Below are 19,154 nucleotides of genomic sequence, written 5' to 3'. Positions count from 1 at the left end.
ATTCGTCAATTTTAAATTTTGTATCTTTGCACCCATAAAAAAGCTCTTTGAATGTTAGGAAGACGACAAATCCGTGAAAAAGTAGTACAGTCAGTGTATTCATACTACCAAAATCCTGTAAAATTTGATGTTTTAGAGAAAAACATGTTTGCTGGTATAGAGAAAATCTATTATCTATACATCTATCAGCTCAATTTTTTGGTGGCTCTGAAAGAATTGGCAGAACATCAGATCGAAATTGGTAAGAATAAATATCTTAAAACTGATGCTGATATCAATCCTAACCAAAAATTCATCAACAACCAAGTATTGCTTAAACTGGAAGAAAATCCTGAAAGATTATTTTTTACAGGCCAGCATAAGCAACTGAAATGGGATATGCATGATGACCTATTGGTAAAAACTTTCCAAAGAATTACTGCTGGAAAACGTTACCAGGATTTCATGAAAGAAGATGGATACTCTTTTGAAGAAGATCAGAAATTTATCGGGAAATTATTTTTAAGATATATTGCTGAAAATGAAGATTTTCATGATTATTTGGGAGATAAAGAACTTTCATGGTATGATGATATCCACATTGCCAACTCCATGGTACAAAAAACGATCGGTTTCCTGAGAGAAGATGAAGAAAGCAGAACTTTAATTAAAATGATTAAAGATGAAGAAGATAAAACTTTTGCTGCAAAACTGTTGAGAGATACACTGAACAACTGGGAAAGCAATGAACAGAAACTGAGCGAAAGACTTGAAAACTGGGATCTGGAAAGAGTTTCTTTAATGGATAAAGTAATTTTATCTACATCACTTGCAGAACTTGACAATTTTGCTTTCACGCCTTCAAGAGTTATTATTAATGAATATATTGAAATTGCAAAAGTATTTGCTACAGACCGTTCCAATATCTTCATCAATGGTATTTTAGATAAATATTGTAAAGATCAAAATAGAATATAAAATGAAAAAGACGTTATCAATTATCGCCTTGTCTATTATAGGCTTTGGGTTAGTTTCATGTAAAAAAGAAAATAAAGAAGCTCAAAGTACTGAAACTGCAACTACTGATTCTGCAGCTGTTGTGGCTCCGGTAACTACTGATTCTGCAGCAGCACCTGTAACTGGTGAAGTAGCAGCACCGGTTTCTAACGAACCATCTACTTCTGTTGCTCTATCTGAAAACAGCTTCGATTTTGGAAAAATCAAAAAAGGAGATAAAGTAGAGCACGTATATGAAGTAACTAATACTGGTAAAAACCCATTAATTATTTCTGAAGTTAAGCCTGGATGCGGATGTACAGCTCCTGACTTCACAAAAGAACCGATTATGCCAGGTAAAAAAGGAAAAGTTACATTGCACTTTGATTCTTCAAGCTTTGACGGAAACGTTCAGAAGTATGCAGATGTTTTTGCAAACGTAGAAAAAGCTCCAATCAGATTAACATTCACAGCAAACATTCAACCATAATAATTACAATATGTTGACACTATTTTTACAGGCAGCAGGTGGATCTTCACCTATGATGCTAATCATGATGGGGGTAATGTTTGTAGGATTTTATTTCCTGATGATAAGACCTCAAATGAGAAAACAAAAGCAAGAGAAAAACTTTCAGGAAAACCTTAAAGTAGGAACAAGAGTAGTTCTTACATCAGGTCTTCACGGAAGAATTGCTCAGGTTCAGGATGATGGTTTTGTTATCGAAACATTATCAGGAAAACTGAAATTCGAAAAAGCAGCAGTTTCCAGAGAGATGACAGAATCTCGTTTTGGAGATAAAGCAAAATCTGCTGATAAAGCGGATGACAAAAAAGAAACAGCAACTGAAGAAAAGAAATAATTCAGTCTGAAAATATTTAGCTGCGGCGGGTGAACAAAGTTCACCCGCCGCAGTCTTTTTATATAACTTATCAACAAGAGCAAAATTTAATGAAGATGGTTAAGCGGTCTTGTGTTCATTTGCGATTAGCATTTAATAAAATTATCTTTGCCCTATGAATCAAAACACTAATAAGACGGTTCTTATTCTGGGAGCAAATTCAGATGTAGCAAAGCAATGTATAAAACAATATGTTGAAAAAGGATTTATGGTGATTGCAGCTTCCCGAAATACAACATCTTTGGAAGATTTTATTAATTCAAATCACTTCGACCATTCTAAAGTTTCTGTTTTGTATTTTGATGCTGCAGATTTTGATTCACATCAGAAATTCTATTCTGAACTTCCCGTAAAACCTCATATTGTAGTATATGCAGCGGGGTTTTTAGTTGACAACCAAAAAGCATTGACCGATTTTAAAGGTGCAAAACAAATGATGGAAGTCAATTATATGGGCGGAGTATCTATTCTGAGCATTATTGCAATGGATAAAGACAATAAAAACCTTGAAAGAATAATTGGTCTTTCTTCACTGTCTGGAGTGAGAGGAAGAAAAAGTAATTTTGTCTACGGAAGTACCAAGGCTGCATTTACTCAGTTTCTTGCTGGATTGAGACAGGAATTAGCTTCTCGAAAAATCATTGTGAATGCTTTGGTTATTGGCTATATCAGAACGAAAATCAATGAAGGATTAGAATTGAATGAATCCTTGATCATGGAGCCGGATTATGTAGCAACATATATTGTCAATGCAGGAAACTCCTTTACTATTGTTCCCAATTTTAAATGGAAAATGATCTACCATATCCTTAGACTTTTACCAGAAAGCCTGGCTGCAAAACTACCTTAAATACATTTCACCAGCATACGGCTGTTTTAATACTAATTTTAGCTTTACAGAAAGTTAATTTGATGATTACAGTACTTCGGTATCGTTTTTGTAATTCTATGACCCGAAAATTATTTCTTCCTGCAAGATTCAATTTCTGAATGATTATTGAGTAAAGCTGAAACAATCTGTTCTGCTGCCAATCTATTTTAATCTATAATATCATTTACTTTCACTTTTGAAGTGGAAGGCAAATTTCTTTTTAGACAGATGCTATTCAATTTCATTTTGAAATCCTGCAGAACTTAATATCTCATTGGTATAAATAGTAAACACATAGTATAAAATGGACGATTTAGAATTGAACAAGATTCAACAACATTGGGACACGTTAATTTCTTCAGCAATTTCATGGGCACCAAGAGTTTTTACTGCAGTTATTTCTGCATTATTGATTTACCTGATTGGGTCATGGATGATAAGAATGATCAAGAAACTGGTAGAAAAAGGTTTCAAAAAACGTAATATGGAAGCTTCTCTGCAGCATTTTCTGTTAAATATAATCAACTGGGGACTTAATATTCTGTTGTTTATTGTTGTTGTAACTCAGCTGGGAGTACAGACCTCTGCATTTGTTGCTATGATTGGTGCAGCAGGTTTGGCGATAGGTTTAGCTTTACAAGGCTCACTGACGAATTTTGCAGGAGGAATATTAATATTATTATTAAAACCTTTTAAAATTGGCGACTTTATTTCTACCAATTCCGGAGTTTCAGGTACAGTTCAGGCAATAGATATTTTCCATACAAAACTGGTTACCCCACAAAACCAATTGATCGTTATTCCTAACGGGGTGGTTTCGAACAACAGTATTACCAATTTTACTCATCTGGGAACAAGAAGAACATCATTGGACATAGGAGTTGCATATGATGCAGATTTAAGACAGACTAAAGATCTTTTAATGAATATCATTAAAAATAATCAATATGCTCTTGCAACACCGGCACCACAGGTAGTGGTGACTGAGCTTGGAGAAAGTGCTGTCAACTTATCAATAAGAGTAAGTACTTCTACAGAGAATTTCTGGGCGATGAACGAAGAACTTATTATAGGCTGTAAAGAAGCTCTCGACAAAGCAGGAATCGGAATTCCTTTTCCACAACGAGATATTCATGTTTTTAATAAGTAATTCACAGATATAAAAAATTCCTGTATTGATTAATGCAGGAGTTTTTTATTGTTTATTTAATGTACAGTTGATTCTACTATAAAATATTTAGAATTAAGCTTTTCGACTAAAATATTACATTATATTTGCCGAAAAAATAATAACTATGATCAATAAACTACTCCTTTTTATAGTGATTTGCTTTGCAATGGCATCGGTAACAGCACAAAGTCAATTTTTAGATACATCTTTTGGGACTAATGGAGTATACACATATACACCTAACAATGCTTACGGATTTATTTATGAAACGGGAGCTTTAACTGTACAGCAGAAAATTGTGGTAAGTGGAACTTATTATAATATACCTAATAATAATCAATCTACCACTAATGTTATTCAGAGACTGAATGCTGATGGCAGCATAGATAACAGTTTTAATACAGTGTTTATTCCTCCGCTTTCTTCCAGCCCAATTTCACGTTTGATCAAAATGTATATTCAACCCGATCAGAAAATTGTTCTTGGGGATATTTTAGGTACTAAGTTAATTCGGTTAAATGAAAATGGGACTTATGATCCAGGTTTTGGTAGTAATGGAGTGGTTGTTAGTTCTATTTTCAATTCATTTTTTGATAATCTTGGATTGTCTGGTCCCTTTAATTTTCATAATGTCATTTTAGCAAGTAATAACAAAATTTTGCTGTGTACAACTGTCGTAGATGATCAATCGTCAAAATTGGTGGTTCTTCGTCTTAACGAAAATGGTTCTATTGATACCACGTTTGGAAATAATGGGATTGTGCTACAAGAGGCAAATTTGGGGCGTCTGGTAGTTCAAAATGATTCAAAATTAATATTAATTGGGCAAAAAGCAGATGGAACTTTTGTAAAATCAAGATATTCGGAAAATGGTATTTTGGATAATACGTACAATAATAATTCAATATCTTATACTCCGATTCAAAATTATTCAACCTATTTCTGTACCGCTACAGGTAAAGATAATAATACTTACCTATATGGAGTTTCGTCTTCTGCAACCTCGCCAGTATCTACTATTACTTTAATGAAATTGAATCAAAATGGAGATTTAGACAGCAGCTTTGGAATTAACGGTGTTGTTAATGAATCCTATTATAATACTAATAATTATTATGTTGATAATAATATTCTTTACCCTACTTTATTACTAGATAGTAGCAACCATTTATTTTTGGTGTGTATGGCCAGTCCAACAGGAAATGCTGCAGACCTTAACCAATTTGTAAAAAAATTTAATCCTGACGGTTCTGTAGATTCTGGTTTTGGAAATAATGGAATAGTTGAAGTTGACTTAAATAGTAAAGAGTTTATGAGATCTGCAATCATGACTTCTGATCAGAAAATACTGATTTTTGGAAATCATCAGACACCGAATAAAGGTATTATTACAAAAGTTTTAAATAACGGAAATATTTTGGCTGTAAAAGATGGAAAAATTCAGAGTGAAAATTTAATCATATATCCTAATCCTGTAAAGAATATTCTGAATATTAATACTAGACAATTGAAGGATTTTAGTGCTGAAATAATAGATGTGAGTGGACGAAATATATTGAAAACAATTATTAAAGATAATAAAATAGATGTTAGTAACCTTGAACAGGGTGTATATTACCTAAAACTTGGAACTCTAACAAATAAGTTTGTAAAAGAATAAATATAAGACGAGATTTTTCTCGTCTTTTTTATTCATTATTATTTTGTAGCAATTCCAAAGCCTTCATCATATCAATTCCCTTACCCAGAACCGGTTTAAACAAATCTCCTTTCTCTTTGATCCTGTCCAGAGCATTATTAATATTAAAATCCGTAGGTCTTAGTCCCGGCTTTAGCTCATCCCAATCCAAAGGCATGGAAACTGAAGCTCCCAGTTTAGGTCTCAGACTGTATGCACTTGCCAGGGTTTGTCCCGTCCTGTTTTGAAGATAATCGAGATAGATTTTTTTGTTATCCCTTTTCTGAAGACTTCGTTCTAAAGTAGTAATCTTAGGAAGTCTTTCATTGACCTGTTTCATAAGGATATGGGCAAAATCTTTTACCTGATCAAAATCATAATGAGCTCCCATCGGAATATAAATATGAATTCCTGTACTTCCGGAAGTTTTACAATATCCTTTAATTTTAATTGTTTTTAAAACCTCATTCACCTGAAGTGCTGTTTCAATCACCTCATCAAATGTATTTTTGGAAGATGGATCCAGGTCTAAAACCAAATAATCAGGATGCTCAAGATCCGGTAAAGAACTATTCCATGGGTTGAGGTCTATACAGCCTAAATTATTCAGGTAAGCTAAAGTTGCTTTGTCATTGCAATAAATATAGTCGATGTATTTATCATTGGATTCAGAATATACCTGTGTGGTTTTAATCCAGTCCGGAATATGATCTCCAGCATCTTTCTGATAAAAACTCTGTTCTTCAATTCCATTCGGAAAACGATTGAGAGAAAGCGGACGGTTTTTTACATGAGGCAGAATATAAGCCGCCACCGATTGATAATAATCAATAACATCTCCTTTAGCAATGCCGTCTTTTGGGAAATAGATTTTATCTTGGTTCGTCAGTTTTACGATATGTTTGTCCAAAGTAATCTCTTTTTCTTTCTCAGAAACCTCATTTTTTTTTGATGATACTTTCATTTCTTTAGATTTTTCGGTGAAGGATGAGTCTTTGATCTCTTTAAGATTTTTATCTTCTCGTATCCCTATAAAAACTGGATGTCTGAAGATTCCGTCTCGTGTAATTTCAGAATATTTGATTTCGCAGATCAGTTCAGGCTTTGTCCAGGTTACCGGCATATTGGTTTTGGGAATCGTTTCGAATGGAAATGATTTTACGATCAGCTTCTGAAGTTTTTGGTAAAGCTCTTTTAAAGATGTATTATTGAAACCTGTTCCCGTATGTCCACAGTAAGTAAGCTTTCCATTCAAATATTTTCCTAAAATTAAGGCACCGAAACTTTTTCGCGAACCTCTGGGTTCTGTGAAACCGCAAATAATAACTTCTTCTGTATTGGAAAATTTGATTTTAAGCCAGTCATTAGTTCTGTGATTTTCAATATATGTGCTTTCTGTTCGTTTTGCAATCATTCCTTCCAATCGCATTTTTTTCATCTGTGTAAAAAACTCAATACCCTTTTCAGGAATATGATCACAATATTTTATCCGGTCAGTTTCTGTGAGAGCCTCTTTTAAAAGTTCCTTTCGCTGAATAAGGGGAAGTTCTTCTGTAGAATGGCCATTCAGCCACAGAAGGTCAAAAACATGATAGACAAGAGCGGCATCGGGATTGTCTCCAATTTGCTGTAAAAACTGGAAATTAGGCTTTCCCTGTTCGTCATATGCTACCACTTCACCATCCAGAATCATATGATGTTTCTGTTTTTCGAATTCCAGTGCTATTTTTTCAAATTTGGATAAAAATGATATCCCGTTTCGGGAATAGAAAAGAGGAATGTCATGACTTAAGTCGGCGATGGCTCTGTAGCCGTCCCATTTTATTTCAAAAATCCAGTCTTTATCATTGAAGGCTTCTTCGGAAAGCTTAGCCAGCATGGGTTTTATAAAAGACTTTAATTTTTTTTCGTTCGTTAAGGAATTGAAATTTCTGAAAGTTTTTTCGGAAGTTATGATTTCTTTTTTTCTTTTATTTTCAGGCTTTTTTTTTCCTCTAAAAATTTTGTAACCAACGATTTTGATGAAGTATTTTCTTCAGCATTATAAGGGCTTTCAGCAAATTCATCCTTATGTTTGATAAGCAGCCATGCATTATCCTCTGTATTTTTCATTTTAACCAAAGCAAATTCGCCTTTCAGTTTCTTACCATGTAAAATGAATTTTAAAGAACCGGCATGCAATTCTTTCAGCAGCTCTTTTTCATCTGAAAGTTTAGAACTCTCATCCAAAGGTTCATAAGTTCCGCTGTCCCATACTTCGACTTGCCCGGCACCATAATTCCCTTCGGGGATATTCCCTTCGAAATCTTTGTAATCGTAAGGATGATCCTCCACCATCATGGCCAGCCGTTTATCTTTGGGATCCAATGAAGGACCTTTCGGTACAGCCCAGCTTTTTAATACGCCTTCCATTTCAAGTCGGAAATCATAATGAAGTCTGCTGGCAGCATGCCTTTGGATTACAAAAATCAGCTGGTCTTTGCTTTTCTTCGTTTTTCCTTTTGGTTCGCTGGTTTCATCGAACTTCCTTTTATTATTATAATCTTTGAGAGCCATTATGATGCGGATTTTGATTTGGAACTGTTCAGGCTGGCCTTCAGTTGGGCCATGAGGTCAATCACTTTACCTTCTTTTGCAGGTTGGGCTTTTTTGGCTTTTATATTTTTGCCTTTTGCTTTCTGTTTGATGATCTTCATCAGTTCGTCAGAATAGGTGTCTTTGTACATCGCAGCATCAAATTCCTGGGAAAGTTGTTCGATGAGGTTAACCGCCATTTTAAGTTCTGCCGGTTTCGGAGCTTTTTGAGCGGGAATTTTTAAATCTTTATAATCTCTTATTTCCTGGTCAAACCTTAAACGGTTGAGAACAAGAATGTCATCTTTGTACGGACGGATCATTCCAATAGCTTCAGTTTCGCGGAGTACGAATGTTCCGATTCCCACCATAGCTGTTTTTTCCAGAGCTTTCAGTAAAAGTCTGTAGGCATTTTCTCCATTTTTCTGAGGTTCCAGATAGTAAGGGTTTTCAAAATACACACTGTCTACTTCCACTTCCTTTACAAACTGGTCAATAGAAAGTATTTTTGACTTTTCGGGGCTTGCTGCTTCGTAATCTTCCTCATCGAGAACGATATATTTGTCGTCCATGAGGTAACCTTTGACGATGTTTTCCCATTTTACTTCTTTTCCCGTATTTTCATTTACTCTTTTGAAACGGATATTGGAAAAATCAGATTTGTCGAGCATATCGAGATCCAATTTTGTGGTTTCTGTTGCCGAATAAATTTTAACAGGAATGTTGACTAAACCGAAGCCAATGGCGCCATTCCAAATTGCTTTCATTGTCTTACGTTTTTAAAAATCAAGCAATTAACATGCCGTTGGAAGCCCGTGTGGTACCTGTAGATGGCTTTTTGTCAAATGACAATTGTTTTTAGCCGTGACTTTTATACCTTTATATTTCCGCAATCCGTGGTTATAACAAAAATATGGAAGAGCTTTTTAATTATATCAAGAAATTCGGGACACTGAATCCTCAGGATGAACTTTTGATTGCTGAAGGAATTCAGGAAATCACTGTAAAGAAAGGAGATCCTTTTATAGAAGCAGGAAAGGTGAGCCAAAGAATTGCTTTTGTGAAAGAAGGGGTCTTCCGGTCTTTGTATTATAATAAACAAGGGGATGATTTTACCCGGTATTTTATTTACGAAGGAAGGTTTATCGGAGATTTTCAGGGTTTTACCGATCAGCTGCCTGCTCATGAAGATATTGAAGCTATTACTGATGCTGTATTGCTGGTGATAGATCTTAAGCATTTTAAAGTTCTGGAAGAGAAAATAACGGTCTGGCCGGTTTTATTTGCAAGAATCCATGCCTTTGTTGTGGAGAATAAACTGAAGGTAGCGAGCATCATGCTGAACCAGGATGCAAAATCACGTTATATTCACTTTTTAAATCATTATCCAGGTCTGGCCAATAGAGTTCCGCAATCTATGCTGGCATCTTATCTTGGTGTGACACCTTCGTCACTGAGTAGAATCAGGAGAAATATAGTCTAGAATTATTAATGATAGATGATAATTGTTTAATGATGAATACTGTGAGTTGGAGAGCTGTGAACAGCTTCTGACCTCTAACATCTAATTTTTCATCAAATCTCTTTTTGCCAAATGACAATGGTCTTTCTCATTGACTGTCATAGCTTTGCCTTATAAAATTTAAAGTACGAATATGGATATTGTATTAGGATTACAATGGGGAGATGAAGGCAAAGGAAAGTTTATTGATCTTATTAGTGAAAATTATGACATTACAGCGCGTTTTAATGGCGGATCTAATGCTGGGCACAGTATTGAAAGAGACGGACGCAGAATAACACTTAAAATGATTCCTTCGGGAATCTTTATGAGAGGAGTGCAGAATGTAATCGGGACCGGGACGGTTCTGGATCCTGTGAGTTTTAAAAAAGAAATTGCGAATCTTCAGGCATTTGATGAAACGGTTCAACCGGAAAACAATGTGGTTATTTCTCTTAAGGCTCACTTTGTACTGCCTACTCATAAACTTCTGGATGTTTTTATGGAAGAAAGTCCGGATTATACAACCATCGGGACAACCAAAAATGGGATTGCACAGGCCTATTCAAATAAAATTTTAAGACAGAATGTAAGAGTAGGAGACATGTTTGCTCCTGACTTTAAAAGCAGAGTACAGCATATTTTAGAAAGAGATTATAAAATGCTGGCAGCAGGAGGTATGAAACTTCCTTCTTTGGAGGAAATAAGTAATGAGTTTTTTGAAGCTGTAGACTTCCTGAAGAGATTCAAATGTACTGAAACAGAAATATATTTAAACAATGCTCTGGCAGAAGGAAAGACAATATTAGCAGAAGGATCTCAGGCCGCCATGCTGGATATTGACCATGGAACATATCCTCATGTCACTTCTTCTTCAACTACCGCTTCAGGAGCCAGCAGCGGATTGGGTATTTCACCGAAAAAGGTAGGTGAGATCTTTGGTATTGCTAAAGCATACTGTACAAGAGTAGGGAATGGAGTATTTCCTACAGAATTATTTGATGAATTGGGTGAAGAGGTCAGAACAAAGGGAAATGAGTTTGGCTCTAATACGGGACGTCCCAGAAGGACTGGATGGTTAGATTTGCCCGCCTTAAAATATGCCGCCATGATCAACGGTGTAACTCAGTTGGTTCTGACTAAAGCTGATGTTTTAAGCGGTTTGAAATCTGTAGCAGTTTGTACCTGTTATGAACTTGAAGATGGAAGTATAGTTGAGGTTTCGGGGCTGCTTCCTGAAAATGGAAAGCCTATACTAAAATGGATGAACGGATGGGATGCTGATTTTTCTGTTATAAAAAACACTTCAGAATTACCAAAAGAATTAACTGAATTTCTATCATTTCTGGAAGCGGAATTGAGTATTCCGGTGGCATATCTTTCGACCGGGCCGGGAAGAGAGCAGATGATAAAAATGAAATGATTTTTTACAAATAAGAAAGCGGGATTGATGTTCCGCTTTTATTTTTTCCAGTTTTGCAGGAACTCCAAATCAATATAATAATTGCTTGGGATATATTTGTCAAAGTAGATCATTGTTGAAGAATACTGATTTTGAAAAATTTCTTTTAAAGTTATCTTATCAACATTGGTAAATGCTGTAAGCAATCGGGTTGAGCTTCCTTCTGTATATTCTACGGTGATTTTGGTTTTTACAAATTCAATATCGTCTTTGCTGTAAGAGATGTTAACATAGTCATTCTGGTCTTTTCCTACGCCAAAAACAAAACTTTCTATCATAGCATTGCTCAAATCTACATGGCCATAGATTTTGTATCGTTTTATATCCTGAATGATAAGTTCCTTATTAAAATTTTCTAGTGGAAATCCTTTTTCACTTTCAATAGTCGAATAAATATAATAGTAAACAGGAGCAAGAATTAGAATTCCAATTACAAAATAGCCTGCTTTAAAATCTAAATTACTTTCATATTTTGAATAACCGATTCCGTGGAATAATAAAAAAAGACCAACCACCCAAATGATGGTGATTGCGATGGTCCATGGCGTCCGTTTTTTGTTTTTCGGGAGTGGATTACTTGTCTTTTCCTCTGATTTATTCATCTGTCGAATTTTCTATTGAGATATAAAAAAAACGGGGCAAATACCCCGCTTTAAATTTATGCTTTTAAATTCAATTGTAATTCCAGTTCGTCAAGCTTTGTGTCTGCAATAGAAACAGGCGTGTCGATCATTATATGGTTCCTCTTTATTGAAAAAAATTAGTTAACTTTTGTAAGGATAAAACGCTGCTTTGTAGAAGGCTGAACCGTTTGGTCCGTAGTGCCGATTACAATAGGCGTAAGATTAGTTGTTAAACCATTCTTTACCTCTAATCTCAATGCAGGTGCATTTTTAGGAGCGAATCCGAAGCCATTGTTTCCCAGGTTGAATAATAACCATTTCTGAGAATCAGTATTGGAATTGGTTCTTAATTCAACAGCTGTTCCATTCGTTGTTCCGTTACCTTTTACGGTTAATACCTTTGCAGGGTCTAATATAGATTTGATAATATAATACCCATGATCTGATTTGCTGAAAGTAAATTTCTGGTTATTCCCCGTAGAAGCGGAATACAAAATTATACTGGTGCCGTCTGTAGTAGAGCTTCCGGAAATATCTAAGTTTTTATCATTCGCTAAAGCTGTTCTCATTGTATAAGTTCCGTTGATTGCAGAAGTAGCATTAACGGGTCCGTACAAATGATTTATTCCAGCATAATCACCGGCAGACAAACCTGTTCTTTGCTTGGTAAAAGTAGATCCGTCCAGCTTAGTCATTACAGGCTGGCTTGAGTTTATCGCAAAGTCTGTAGACTGATACATCATAACTGAACCGAAATCAAATGCACCATGTCCAGCGTAATCATTATAAAGGTTGAAGTTATGACGGCTGCCCTCCACGGCTTTGTTAACATCTACAATAATATACTGATCTCTGTCCGGACGGCACTGTTCATGCATGATTCCCATGGAATGCATTATTTCGTGAGCAATAATTGCGGGATAAGTAATATTATAAATTTTAATCCCATTCACTCTGTTTTTTTGCCATCCAAGTGGTGAGCTGTTGCTTGTTGTATAAGTAAAGGTGATATACTCTGTTTGATTGGTACGTTCAACAAACTGCATACTGGTTTGAGAAGAGATCATATCAAACGCTTTGTTGATATTGGTAAGGAACGTATTGTAATTCTGAGTGCTCAGACTTCCCTGGCTGGGCAAAGTATAATAAACTGTTGCATTTGGCCATGTTTTAATAAATGAACTTACAATAGTGCTTTTCTCAGTTGTTGATATTTCAGAATTGGCCTGCATCTTTAATTTGTCAAACTGCTCAGCGCTAATCGTAATATCATCTGCATAAAAATATTCACCATTTACTTCATTAACGTACGTGTATTTTCCGTTAATCAGTAATTTGTGAATCTTAGCATTGTCCAGTTTAGTCGTTGTAAGGTCTATTGAGTCTGCCTGTGCATTTTCAATATCCGACCTACATGAATTCAGTGCCAAAACAAGGCATGCTGATAAGAGTAATAGTTTGCTTTTCATATTATTTAATTTTGGTTTGGTGATCAGGTCAAATATGAACAGCTATATTATTATCGTACGCAAAAGATTATAAAATTAATCAAATCCTAAGTTTTGATTAAGTCTTCATTATAATTAAGCTGTATGATGTAAATGTATTAATAAAAGATTATGTTTGTATATAACATAATATAATAATTGTTTTGTTGTGTTTTTATTTTAAATGTGTATTAATTTCGATGATTTACTCTTTTTGCATTAATTTTTACTATTAGATTTCAAATTAAGTTATTTCACTAATCATTGATATGGTAACCAAAGTCGTACTTTATACTAGCGTAAAGCTTATAATATTAACAAATTAATGAAATGTGCTGAAATTTAGGATATAAAAAAAGCGGGGCAAATACCCCGCTTTAAATTTATGCTTTTAAATTCAATTGTAATTCCAGTTCATCCAGCTGTGCATCAGCAATAGAAGCAGGAGCGTCAATCATTACATCTCGTCCTGAATTGTTCTTAGGGAATGCGATATAATCTCTGATCACTTCGTTTCCGTCAAGGATTGCTACCAAACGGTCAAATCCAAATGCTAAGCCTCCGTGTGGCGGTGCTCCGTATTTGAAGGCATTCATAAGGAAACCAAACTGAGCTTCTGCCTCTTCTCTGGTGAATCCTAATAAATCAAACATTTTAGACTGCAGATCTCTGTCAAAAATTCTGATAGATCCTCCTCCAATTTCGTTTCCGTTCAGAACCATATCATAGGCATTGGCTCTTGCTTTTCCAGGATCTGTTTCCAGTAAGTGGATGTCTTCCGGTTTTGGAGAGGTGAACGGGTGGTGCATTGCATGGAATCTTTCAGAGTCTTCATCCCATTCCAATAGAGGGAAGTCAACTACCCATAGTGGCGCAAATACGTTTCCTTTTCTTAATCCTAAACGGTTTCCAAGTTCCATTCTTAAAGCAGAAAGCTGTGCTCTTACTTTATTTTCGTTTCCGGAAAGAATCAACATTAAGTCTCCTTCTTTCGCTCCGAATTTTTCGATGATTTTCGCAAGATCTTCTTCGTTGTAGAATTTGTTCACTGATGAGGTCTTCACTCCGTCATTCTGAAATTTAGCCCAAACCATACCTGAAGCTCCAACCTGAGGGCGTTTTACCCAATCAACAAGTTCATCAATCTGCTTTCTTGTATATTCTGCACATCCTTCTACATTGATTCCGACTACTAATTCTGCATCATCAAATATTTTAAAGTCTTTTCCTTTTACCAATTCGTTAAGTTCTACGAACTCCATTCCGAAACGAATATCCGGTTTGTCATTTCCGTATTTTCTCATCGCATCTGCGAAAGTCATTCTTGGGAAGTTTCCGAATTCCTGACCTGTAATATCTTTGATAAGAGTTTTGGTCATTCCTTCGAAGACATTCATGACATCTTCCTGCTCTACAAACGCCATTTCACAGTCGATCTGTGTAAACTCAGGTTGTCTGTCGGCTCTTAAATCTTCATCACGGAAACATTTTACAATCTGGAAATATTTATCCATTCCACCTACCATCAAGAGCTGTTTGAAAGTCTGTGGAGACTGTGGTAATGCATAAAACTGTCCCGGATTCATTCTGCTTGGTACAACAAAGTCTCTTGCTCCTTCCGGAGTAGACTTGATCAAAACAGGAGTTTCTACTTCAATGAAACCTTCTTCAGATAAATAATTTCTTACTTTCTGTGCCATCTTGTGGCGGAAGATCAGTTTATCTTTTACCGGATTTCTTCTGATATCCAGGTAACGGTATTTCATTCTTAATTCCTCACCGCCGTCTGTTTCATCCTCAATAGTGAAAGGAGGAAGCTGAGAATCGTTCAGAATAGTTAGTTTTTCTACCAGAATTTCAATTTCCCCTGTTGGAATATTAGGGTTTTTGCTCACTCTTTCAATAACTCTTCCGGTAGCCTGAATCACAAATTCACGGCCCAGTTTTTTAGCTTCTTCCATCAGCTGTGCAGAAGAACGCTCCTGGTCAAAAACCAGCTGGGTAATTCCGTAACGATCTCGAAGATCTACCCAAATCATAAATCCTTTATCACGGATAGTCTGTACCCATCCTGATAGTGTAACTTCTTCATTCAGATTTTTCAGAGATAGTTCTCCGTTGGTGTGTGATCGAAACATAATTATTTGTTTAAAGTTCAATGTTTAAGGCTCATTTCCGAACCTTGAATTTTTCGTTGGCAAAGATAAGATTTTTGCAGGTTTTATAAATAAAAAAAACTTCCTTTCGGAAGTTTCGTATCTTGTTTTTAGGTTTTTTAATTTCTATTACCCCCTTTTTCTGTCAGAATTTTCTTTATTTCTTCAGTGCCTTTTGTATCATCAGCTACTTCAAGAGGTGTTTTGTTCTGACATTTTTTGTTAACATTGGCCTTGTTGTCCAAAAGGAAATGTATAATATTCTTTCTGTCAGACATTACACTGAAACCAAGTGGCGAATAAGCTATATTTCCAACAAGGAAGCATTTGTTGTAATCTCCCGGGGCAAACTGTTTTTTAAATGTTGCCACATCATCAGAATAGATGGCTTTCATCTTTTCCTGAGTCATCTTCTGAGCAGAGAACATGCTGCCAGACAGTAACATTCCAAATAGAAAGGTAGTAGAGATTATTTTTTTCATAAGGATACTTTTTTAAGAATATACAAATCTAAATTAAATTTTATTACCAATTGCTAAGTTTTGATAATAATTATCGTTCTATTAATCAGATTATTCTAGTATTAATTATAGAATTGCAAAACGGTTGTTTTAAATATCATGATTTAAAAATTATTCCAAAAGCTTAATAATTTCAGATTTCTCATATTTTTTAGCATAATCCAGAGCTGTATAGCCAGTAGATGTTTTAGTCTCTTTTTTTGCTCCATTGGCCAGAAGTTTCTTTGTAAACTCTGTATTTCCATATTTCGCAGCAAACATCAAAGGAGTTTTACCATCACACACTTTATCCAGATCTGCTTTTTCATCAATCAGTTTTTGGAATATCTCTTTACTGTTCATTTTAATGGCTAAGCCTAATAAAGTGTAGGTGTTGTTTTCAATCTGATAGCAGGTATTGATATTATTTTTATTAATTAGAGTATTAAAATAAGCTGTATTATCATACTTCAACATTTGTTTATGTTCATTAGTCAGCTCTTGAGCGTTGGCAAATGTTGAAAATACAATTAATGTCAAAATGATTGTTCTTAGAGTTAAATTGAGTTTCATAGTATTAATGTTAAGGTTTAAATTCTAATATATCACCAGGTTGGCAGTCCAGTGCTGTGCAGATTGCTTCTAACGTTGAAATTTTTAAAGCTTTGGCTTTTCCATTTTTTAAAATTGATAGATTGGCTTGTGTAATTCCTATTTTTTCAGCCAATTCCTGGGACTGCATTTTTCGTTTGGCAAGCATTACATCAATATTGATAATGATCGGCATAATTATATTGTTAAGTCATTTTCTATTTGTAATTCATATCCCTTTTTGAAAAATTCTATAATGAAAAAGATAATGATTCCTAAGGTAAGATGAAGTAATATAAACATTGGGTCTATGCTATATACAGACTTATCCATAAAATATAAAACAGCACAATAAATCGGGATGAAAATTATATTGAGCATGGCAAATAGTTTGAGATCCTGAATAACTTTTGTATTAAAAACAATCACTTTGCTCATTCCTTTGAAAACTCTGAAGAGATAAAAAGTAAATAGGCTGTAGAATCCAATGAAAAATATAATTGAAACAAAGGTATACAGTGTATAGCTTCCCCTTATTACAGAACCGTTTAATGGCATATTGAATTGGAAAGTTAAAGAATCAGTAGCTGTTTTTGTTACTTCGTTATTGAAATTTCCGGTTTTAAATGTGTCTGAAAAATATTGTGTTCCTTGATGCATGTTGAGATATACTATAATGAATCCAAAAATTAAATAACCTAAATACAACAGCTGAGCTATTGAGACTGCCAGCAGAATTTTATTTAAAATTGTGGATATAGATTTTTCACCAATTAATTTCATGTGATATTGTTTTTTAATTGTTGTAAATTTATAAATATTTATCGTATTACGATAAATATTTGTTGTTAATTTTATTTTTAAATATTTTGACTCAATTTTTTTACAGGAGCAGTCAGCATTCAACAGTTATTAAAAACTTTCCATATGCCAACTTTTAATTGCTTTTGAATGAATACTTTTGCTAAGTAAACTAAAAGAAATCATGACAAAATATGTTGAGTTTTTGAAAAAAGCTTTCAGTGGGGAAGAAACTGATTTTACCAAAGTGAATATCAGAAGTGCCGTTCTGCTTCTAGCCATTCCTATGATGCTGGAAATGGCTATGGAATCCGTATTTGCCCTTGTTGATCTGTACTTTGTCGGGCATTTGAAAGAAAGTGGTTTTGCTATTCAGACTGTAGGACTTACCGAATCTGTACTTTCTGTGATGTACTCTATTGCGATTGGTATGAGTATGGCAGCAACAGCTTTGGTGGCAAGACGAATTGGGGAGAAAAATCCTGAACAGGCTTCCAGAAGTGCGGCACAGGTACTATTGGTTTCATTTGTTATTACTTTTGTTTTAAGTTTACTGGGAGTGATTTATGCTGAGGAAATCCTGATCCTGATGGGTTCAAAGCCGGAAGCGGCAGCCTATGGGAAGAATTTTACCAGAATTATGATGAGCAGCAGTACAATCATTATGCTGTTATTTTTAATTAATGGTATTTTCAGAGGTGCAGGAAATGCAATGATTGCTATGAAAAGCTTGTGGATAGCGAATATTGCCAACATTATTCTTTGTCCAATTCTGATAAAAGGGTTAGGACCAGTTCCTGCTTTGGGATTGACCGGAGCTGCTTTGGCAACAACTATAGGCCGAAGTATTGGGGTGATTTACCAATTGTACCATCTTTTAGTTGCTGATACCCAGATTCGTATTAAACTTTCTTATTTTAAACCGAGTTCTGAATTAATTAAATCTATTATAAAAATTGCAACGCCAGGAATTTTTCAGTTTGTCATTGCTTCATGCAGCTGGATTTTCCTTGCAGAATTGGTAGCGACTACAGGAGGTGAAAATGCCTCAGCCGGTTATCAGACAGCTTTAAGGCTTATGATGTTCTTTATACTTCCGGCCTGGGGACTTAGTAATGCTGCCTCTACACTGGTAGGGCAGAATATGGGTGCGAATGAAATGGTAAGAGCAGAACAGTCGGTGATGAAGACTGTGAAATATAATGCGATCTTTATGCTGATCGTAAGCCTGATATTTATTTTTATGGGAAATTTCTTAGTTAGTTTTTTCACTCAGGAAACGGCTATTAAGGATTTTGCTAAAAATGCCCTTCAGATTATGAGTATCGGGTTTATATTCTATGGAGTTGGAATGGTCATGATCAATGCCTTTAATGGAGCTGGAGATACCTGGACACCTACATGGGTGAATCTTTTTGGATTCTGGCTGTTTCAGATTCCGCTGGCATATTTTTTATCAAAGCATCTGGATATGGGACCGAAAGGAGTCTTTATTTCAATTCCTGCCGCAGAAACTCTGATAACAATAGTTGCTTTTATCTTATTCAAAAAAGGAAAGTGGAAAACGATTAAGGTTTGATCATAATTTGTAATTCTCTTTTTCAGTGTATCTGGTTATTTTATAAAACTTTAACAGCTTCATTAATTGGATTTTAGAGCTGTATTTTATAAATTCGTAATTAACAAATACATAATTACTATGGGAAAAGGAGACAAAAAATCAAGAAGAGGAAAAATCAATTCCGGAAGTTATGGTAAAAGAAGACCTAAAAAAGCCTCAAAATCTTTTATAGCTTCTGAAGAAAAATCTAAAAAATAATCTAAATAAAAAAGACCGAAGATCATCTCTCCGGTCTTTTTTT

Annotated in this window: 20 protein-coding genes; 10 read left to right on the top strand and 10 right to left on the bottom strand. The window is 34.9% G+C overall.

The genetic code is table 11. The features are described from left to right. Positions 1–51: 51 nt before the first annotated feature. From AC57AW_RS23405 to AC57AW_RS23380, 6 genes are all read left to right on the top strand, one after another. Positions 52–957 (top strand): transcription antitermination protein NusB, encoded by a 906-nt coding sequence (locus AC57AW_RS23405; protein ID WP_318846355.1) that lies wholly within the window; start codon positions 52–54, stop codon positions 955–957. 1 nt (position 958) lies between these two features. Beyond that, a complete protein-coding gene (locus AC57AW_RS23400; RefSeq protein ID WP_496353779.1) occupies positions 959–1,465 on the top strand; it encodes a DUF1573 domain-containing protein in 507 nt (168 codons plus the stop codon). Between the two features lie 10 nt (positions 1,466–1,475). Continuing rightward, the gene (gene yajC / locus AC57AW_RS23395) at positions 1,476–1,838 is read left to right on the top strand and encodes a preprotein translocase subunit YajC (protein WP_077418845.1); all 363 of its coding nucleotides are present in this window, start codon (positions 1,476–1,478) and stop codon (positions 1,836–1,838) included. A 154-nt stretch (positions 1,839–1,992) separates the two neighbouring features. Next, positions 1,993–2,727, top strand: coding sequence for an SDR family NAD(P)-dependent oxidoreductase (locus tag AC57AW_RS23390; RefSeq protein ID WP_496353778.1), 735 nt, complete (start codon positions 1,993–1,995; stop codon positions 2,725–2,727). A gap of 325 nt (positions 2,728–3,052) precedes the next feature. Beyond that, a complete protein-coding gene (locus AC57AW_RS23385) occupies positions 3,053–3,898 on the top strand; it encodes a mechanosensitive ion channel family protein (protein ID WP_496353777.1) in 846 nt (281 codons plus the stop codon). 145 nt (positions 3,899–4,043) lie between these two features. Next, positions 4,044–5,579: a T9SS type A sorting domain-containing protein gene (locus AC57AW_RS23380; RefSeq protein WP_496353776.1), complete on the top strand. Its 1,536-nt coding sequence runs from the start codon at positions 4,044–4,046 to the stop codon at positions 5,577–5,579. Between the two features lie 28 nt (positions 5,580–5,607). On the opposite strand, the gene ligD is transcribed toward AC57AW_RS23380, so the two are convergent. The 3 genes from ligD to ku all read right to left on the bottom strand — a co-directional run bounded on the left by ligD (position 5,608) and on the right by ku (position 8,938). Then, positions 5,608–7,476, bottom strand: coding sequence for a DNA ligase D (ligD, locus tag AC57AW_RS23375; RefSeq protein WP_496353775.1), 1,869 nt, complete (start codon positions 7,474–7,476; stop codon positions 5,608–5,610). Between the two features lie 71 nt (positions 7,477–7,547). Further along, a complete protein-coding gene (locus tag AC57AW_RS23370; protein ID WP_318846362.1) occupies positions 7,548–8,153 on the bottom strand; it encodes a DNA polymerase ligase N-terminal domain-containing protein in 606 nt (201 codons plus the stop codon). After that, positions 8,153–8,938 (bottom strand): non-homologous end joining protein Ku, encoded by a 786-nt coding sequence (gene ku, locus AC57AW_RS23365; RefSeq protein ID WP_496353774.1) that lies wholly within the window; start codon positions 8,936–8,938, stop codon positions 8,153–8,155. The genes AC57AW_RS23370 and ku overlap by 1 nt, the downstream gene beginning before the upstream one ends. A gap of 146 nt (positions 8,939–9,084) precedes the next feature. Here ku and AC57AW_RS23360 point away from each other — a divergent pair, with 146 nt between their 5' ends. Next, positions 9,085–9,654: a Crp/Fnr family transcriptional regulator gene (locus AC57AW_RS23360; RefSeq protein WP_318846364.1), complete on the top strand. Its 570-nt coding sequence runs from the start codon at positions 9,085–9,087 to the stop codon at positions 9,652–9,654. A gap of 172 nt (positions 9,655–9,826) precedes the next feature. After that, positions 9,827–11,095, top strand: coding sequence for an adenylosuccinate synthase (locus tag AC57AW_RS23355; protein ID WP_496353773.1), 1,269 nt, complete (start codon positions 9,827–9,829; stop codon positions 11,093–11,095). A gap of 38 nt (positions 11,096–11,133) precedes the next feature. Here the strand turns inward: AC57AW_RS23355 and AC57AW_RS23350 are convergent, their stop codons facing one another. The 7 genes from AC57AW_RS23350 to AC57AW_RS23320 form a co-directional block, all read right to left on the bottom strand. Then, complete coding sequence (locus AC57AW_RS23350) at positions 11,134–11,736, bottom strand: hypothetical protein (RefSeq protein ID WP_496353772.1); 603 nt, start codon at positions 11,734–11,736, stop codon at positions 11,134–11,136. 158 nt (positions 11,737–11,894) lie between these two features. Then, positions 11,895–13,226: a M12 family metallopeptidase gene (locus AC57AW_RS23345; RefSeq protein ID WP_496353771.1), complete on the bottom strand. Its 1,332-nt coding sequence runs from the start codon at positions 13,224–13,226 to the stop codon at positions 11,895–11,897. 401 nt (positions 13,227–13,627) lie between these two features. Then, on the bottom strand, positions 13,628–15,382 hold the full coding sequence (gene aspS, locus AC57AW_RS23340) for an aspartate--tRNA ligase (protein ID WP_496353770.1): 1,755 nt from the start codon (positions 15,380–15,382) through the stop codon (positions 13,628–13,630). A 137-nt stretch (positions 15,383–15,519) separates the two neighbouring features. Continuing rightward, the gene (locus AC57AW_RS23335) at positions 15,520–15,882 is read right to left on the bottom strand and encodes an ankyrin repeat domain-containing protein (protein WP_139348588.1); all 363 of its coding nucleotides are present in this window, start codon (positions 15,880–15,882) and stop codon (positions 15,520–15,522) included. A 150-nt stretch (positions 15,883–16,032) separates the two neighbouring features. Beyond that, positions 16,033–16,473 carry an ankyrin repeat domain-containing protein gene (locus AC57AW_RS23330; protein ID WP_496353769.1) on the bottom strand — a complete coding sequence of 147 codons (441 nt, stop codon included), beginning with the start codon at positions 16,471–16,473 and terminating at the stop codon, positions 16,033–16,035. A gap of 10 nt (positions 16,474–16,483) precedes the next feature. Further along, positions 16,484–16,687 carry a helix-turn-helix domain-containing protein gene (locus tag AC57AW_RS23325; protein ID WP_077418859.1) on the bottom strand — a complete coding sequence of 68 codons (204 nt, stop codon included), beginning with the start codon at positions 16,685–16,687 and terminating at the stop codon, positions 16,484–16,486. Positions 16,688–16,689: 2 nt separating this feature from the next. After that, positions 16,690–17,274: a hypothetical protein gene (locus AC57AW_RS23320; RefSeq protein WP_496353768.1), complete on the bottom strand. Its 585-nt coding sequence runs from the start codon at positions 17,272–17,274 to the stop codon at positions 16,690–16,692. 202 nt (positions 17,275–17,476) lie between these two features. On the opposite strand from AC57AW_RS23320, the gene AC57AW_RS23315 reads away from it, so the two are divergent. Together AC57AW_RS23315 and AC57AW_RS23310 are read left to right on the top strand one after the other, a co-directional pair. Then, positions 17,477–18,871 (top strand): MATE family efflux transporter, encoded by a 1,395-nt coding sequence (locus tag AC57AW_RS23315; protein ID WP_496353767.1) that lies wholly within the window; start codon positions 17,477–17,479, stop codon positions 18,869–18,871. A 120-nt stretch (positions 18,872–18,991) separates the two neighbouring features. Continuing rightward, the gene (locus tag AC57AW_RS23310; protein WP_318846371.1) at positions 18,992–19,111 is read left to right on the top strand and encodes a 30S ribosomal protein THX; all 120 of its coding nucleotides are present in this window, start codon (positions 18,992–18,994) and stop codon (positions 19,109–19,111) included. The last annotated feature ends 43 nt before the right edge of the window (positions 19,112–19,154 follow it).

Source organism: Chryseobacterium sp. BGA-UO-ETr-SB22, assembly GCF_059567885.1.
This window is presented reverse-complemented; position numbering and strand designations above follow the sequence as displayed.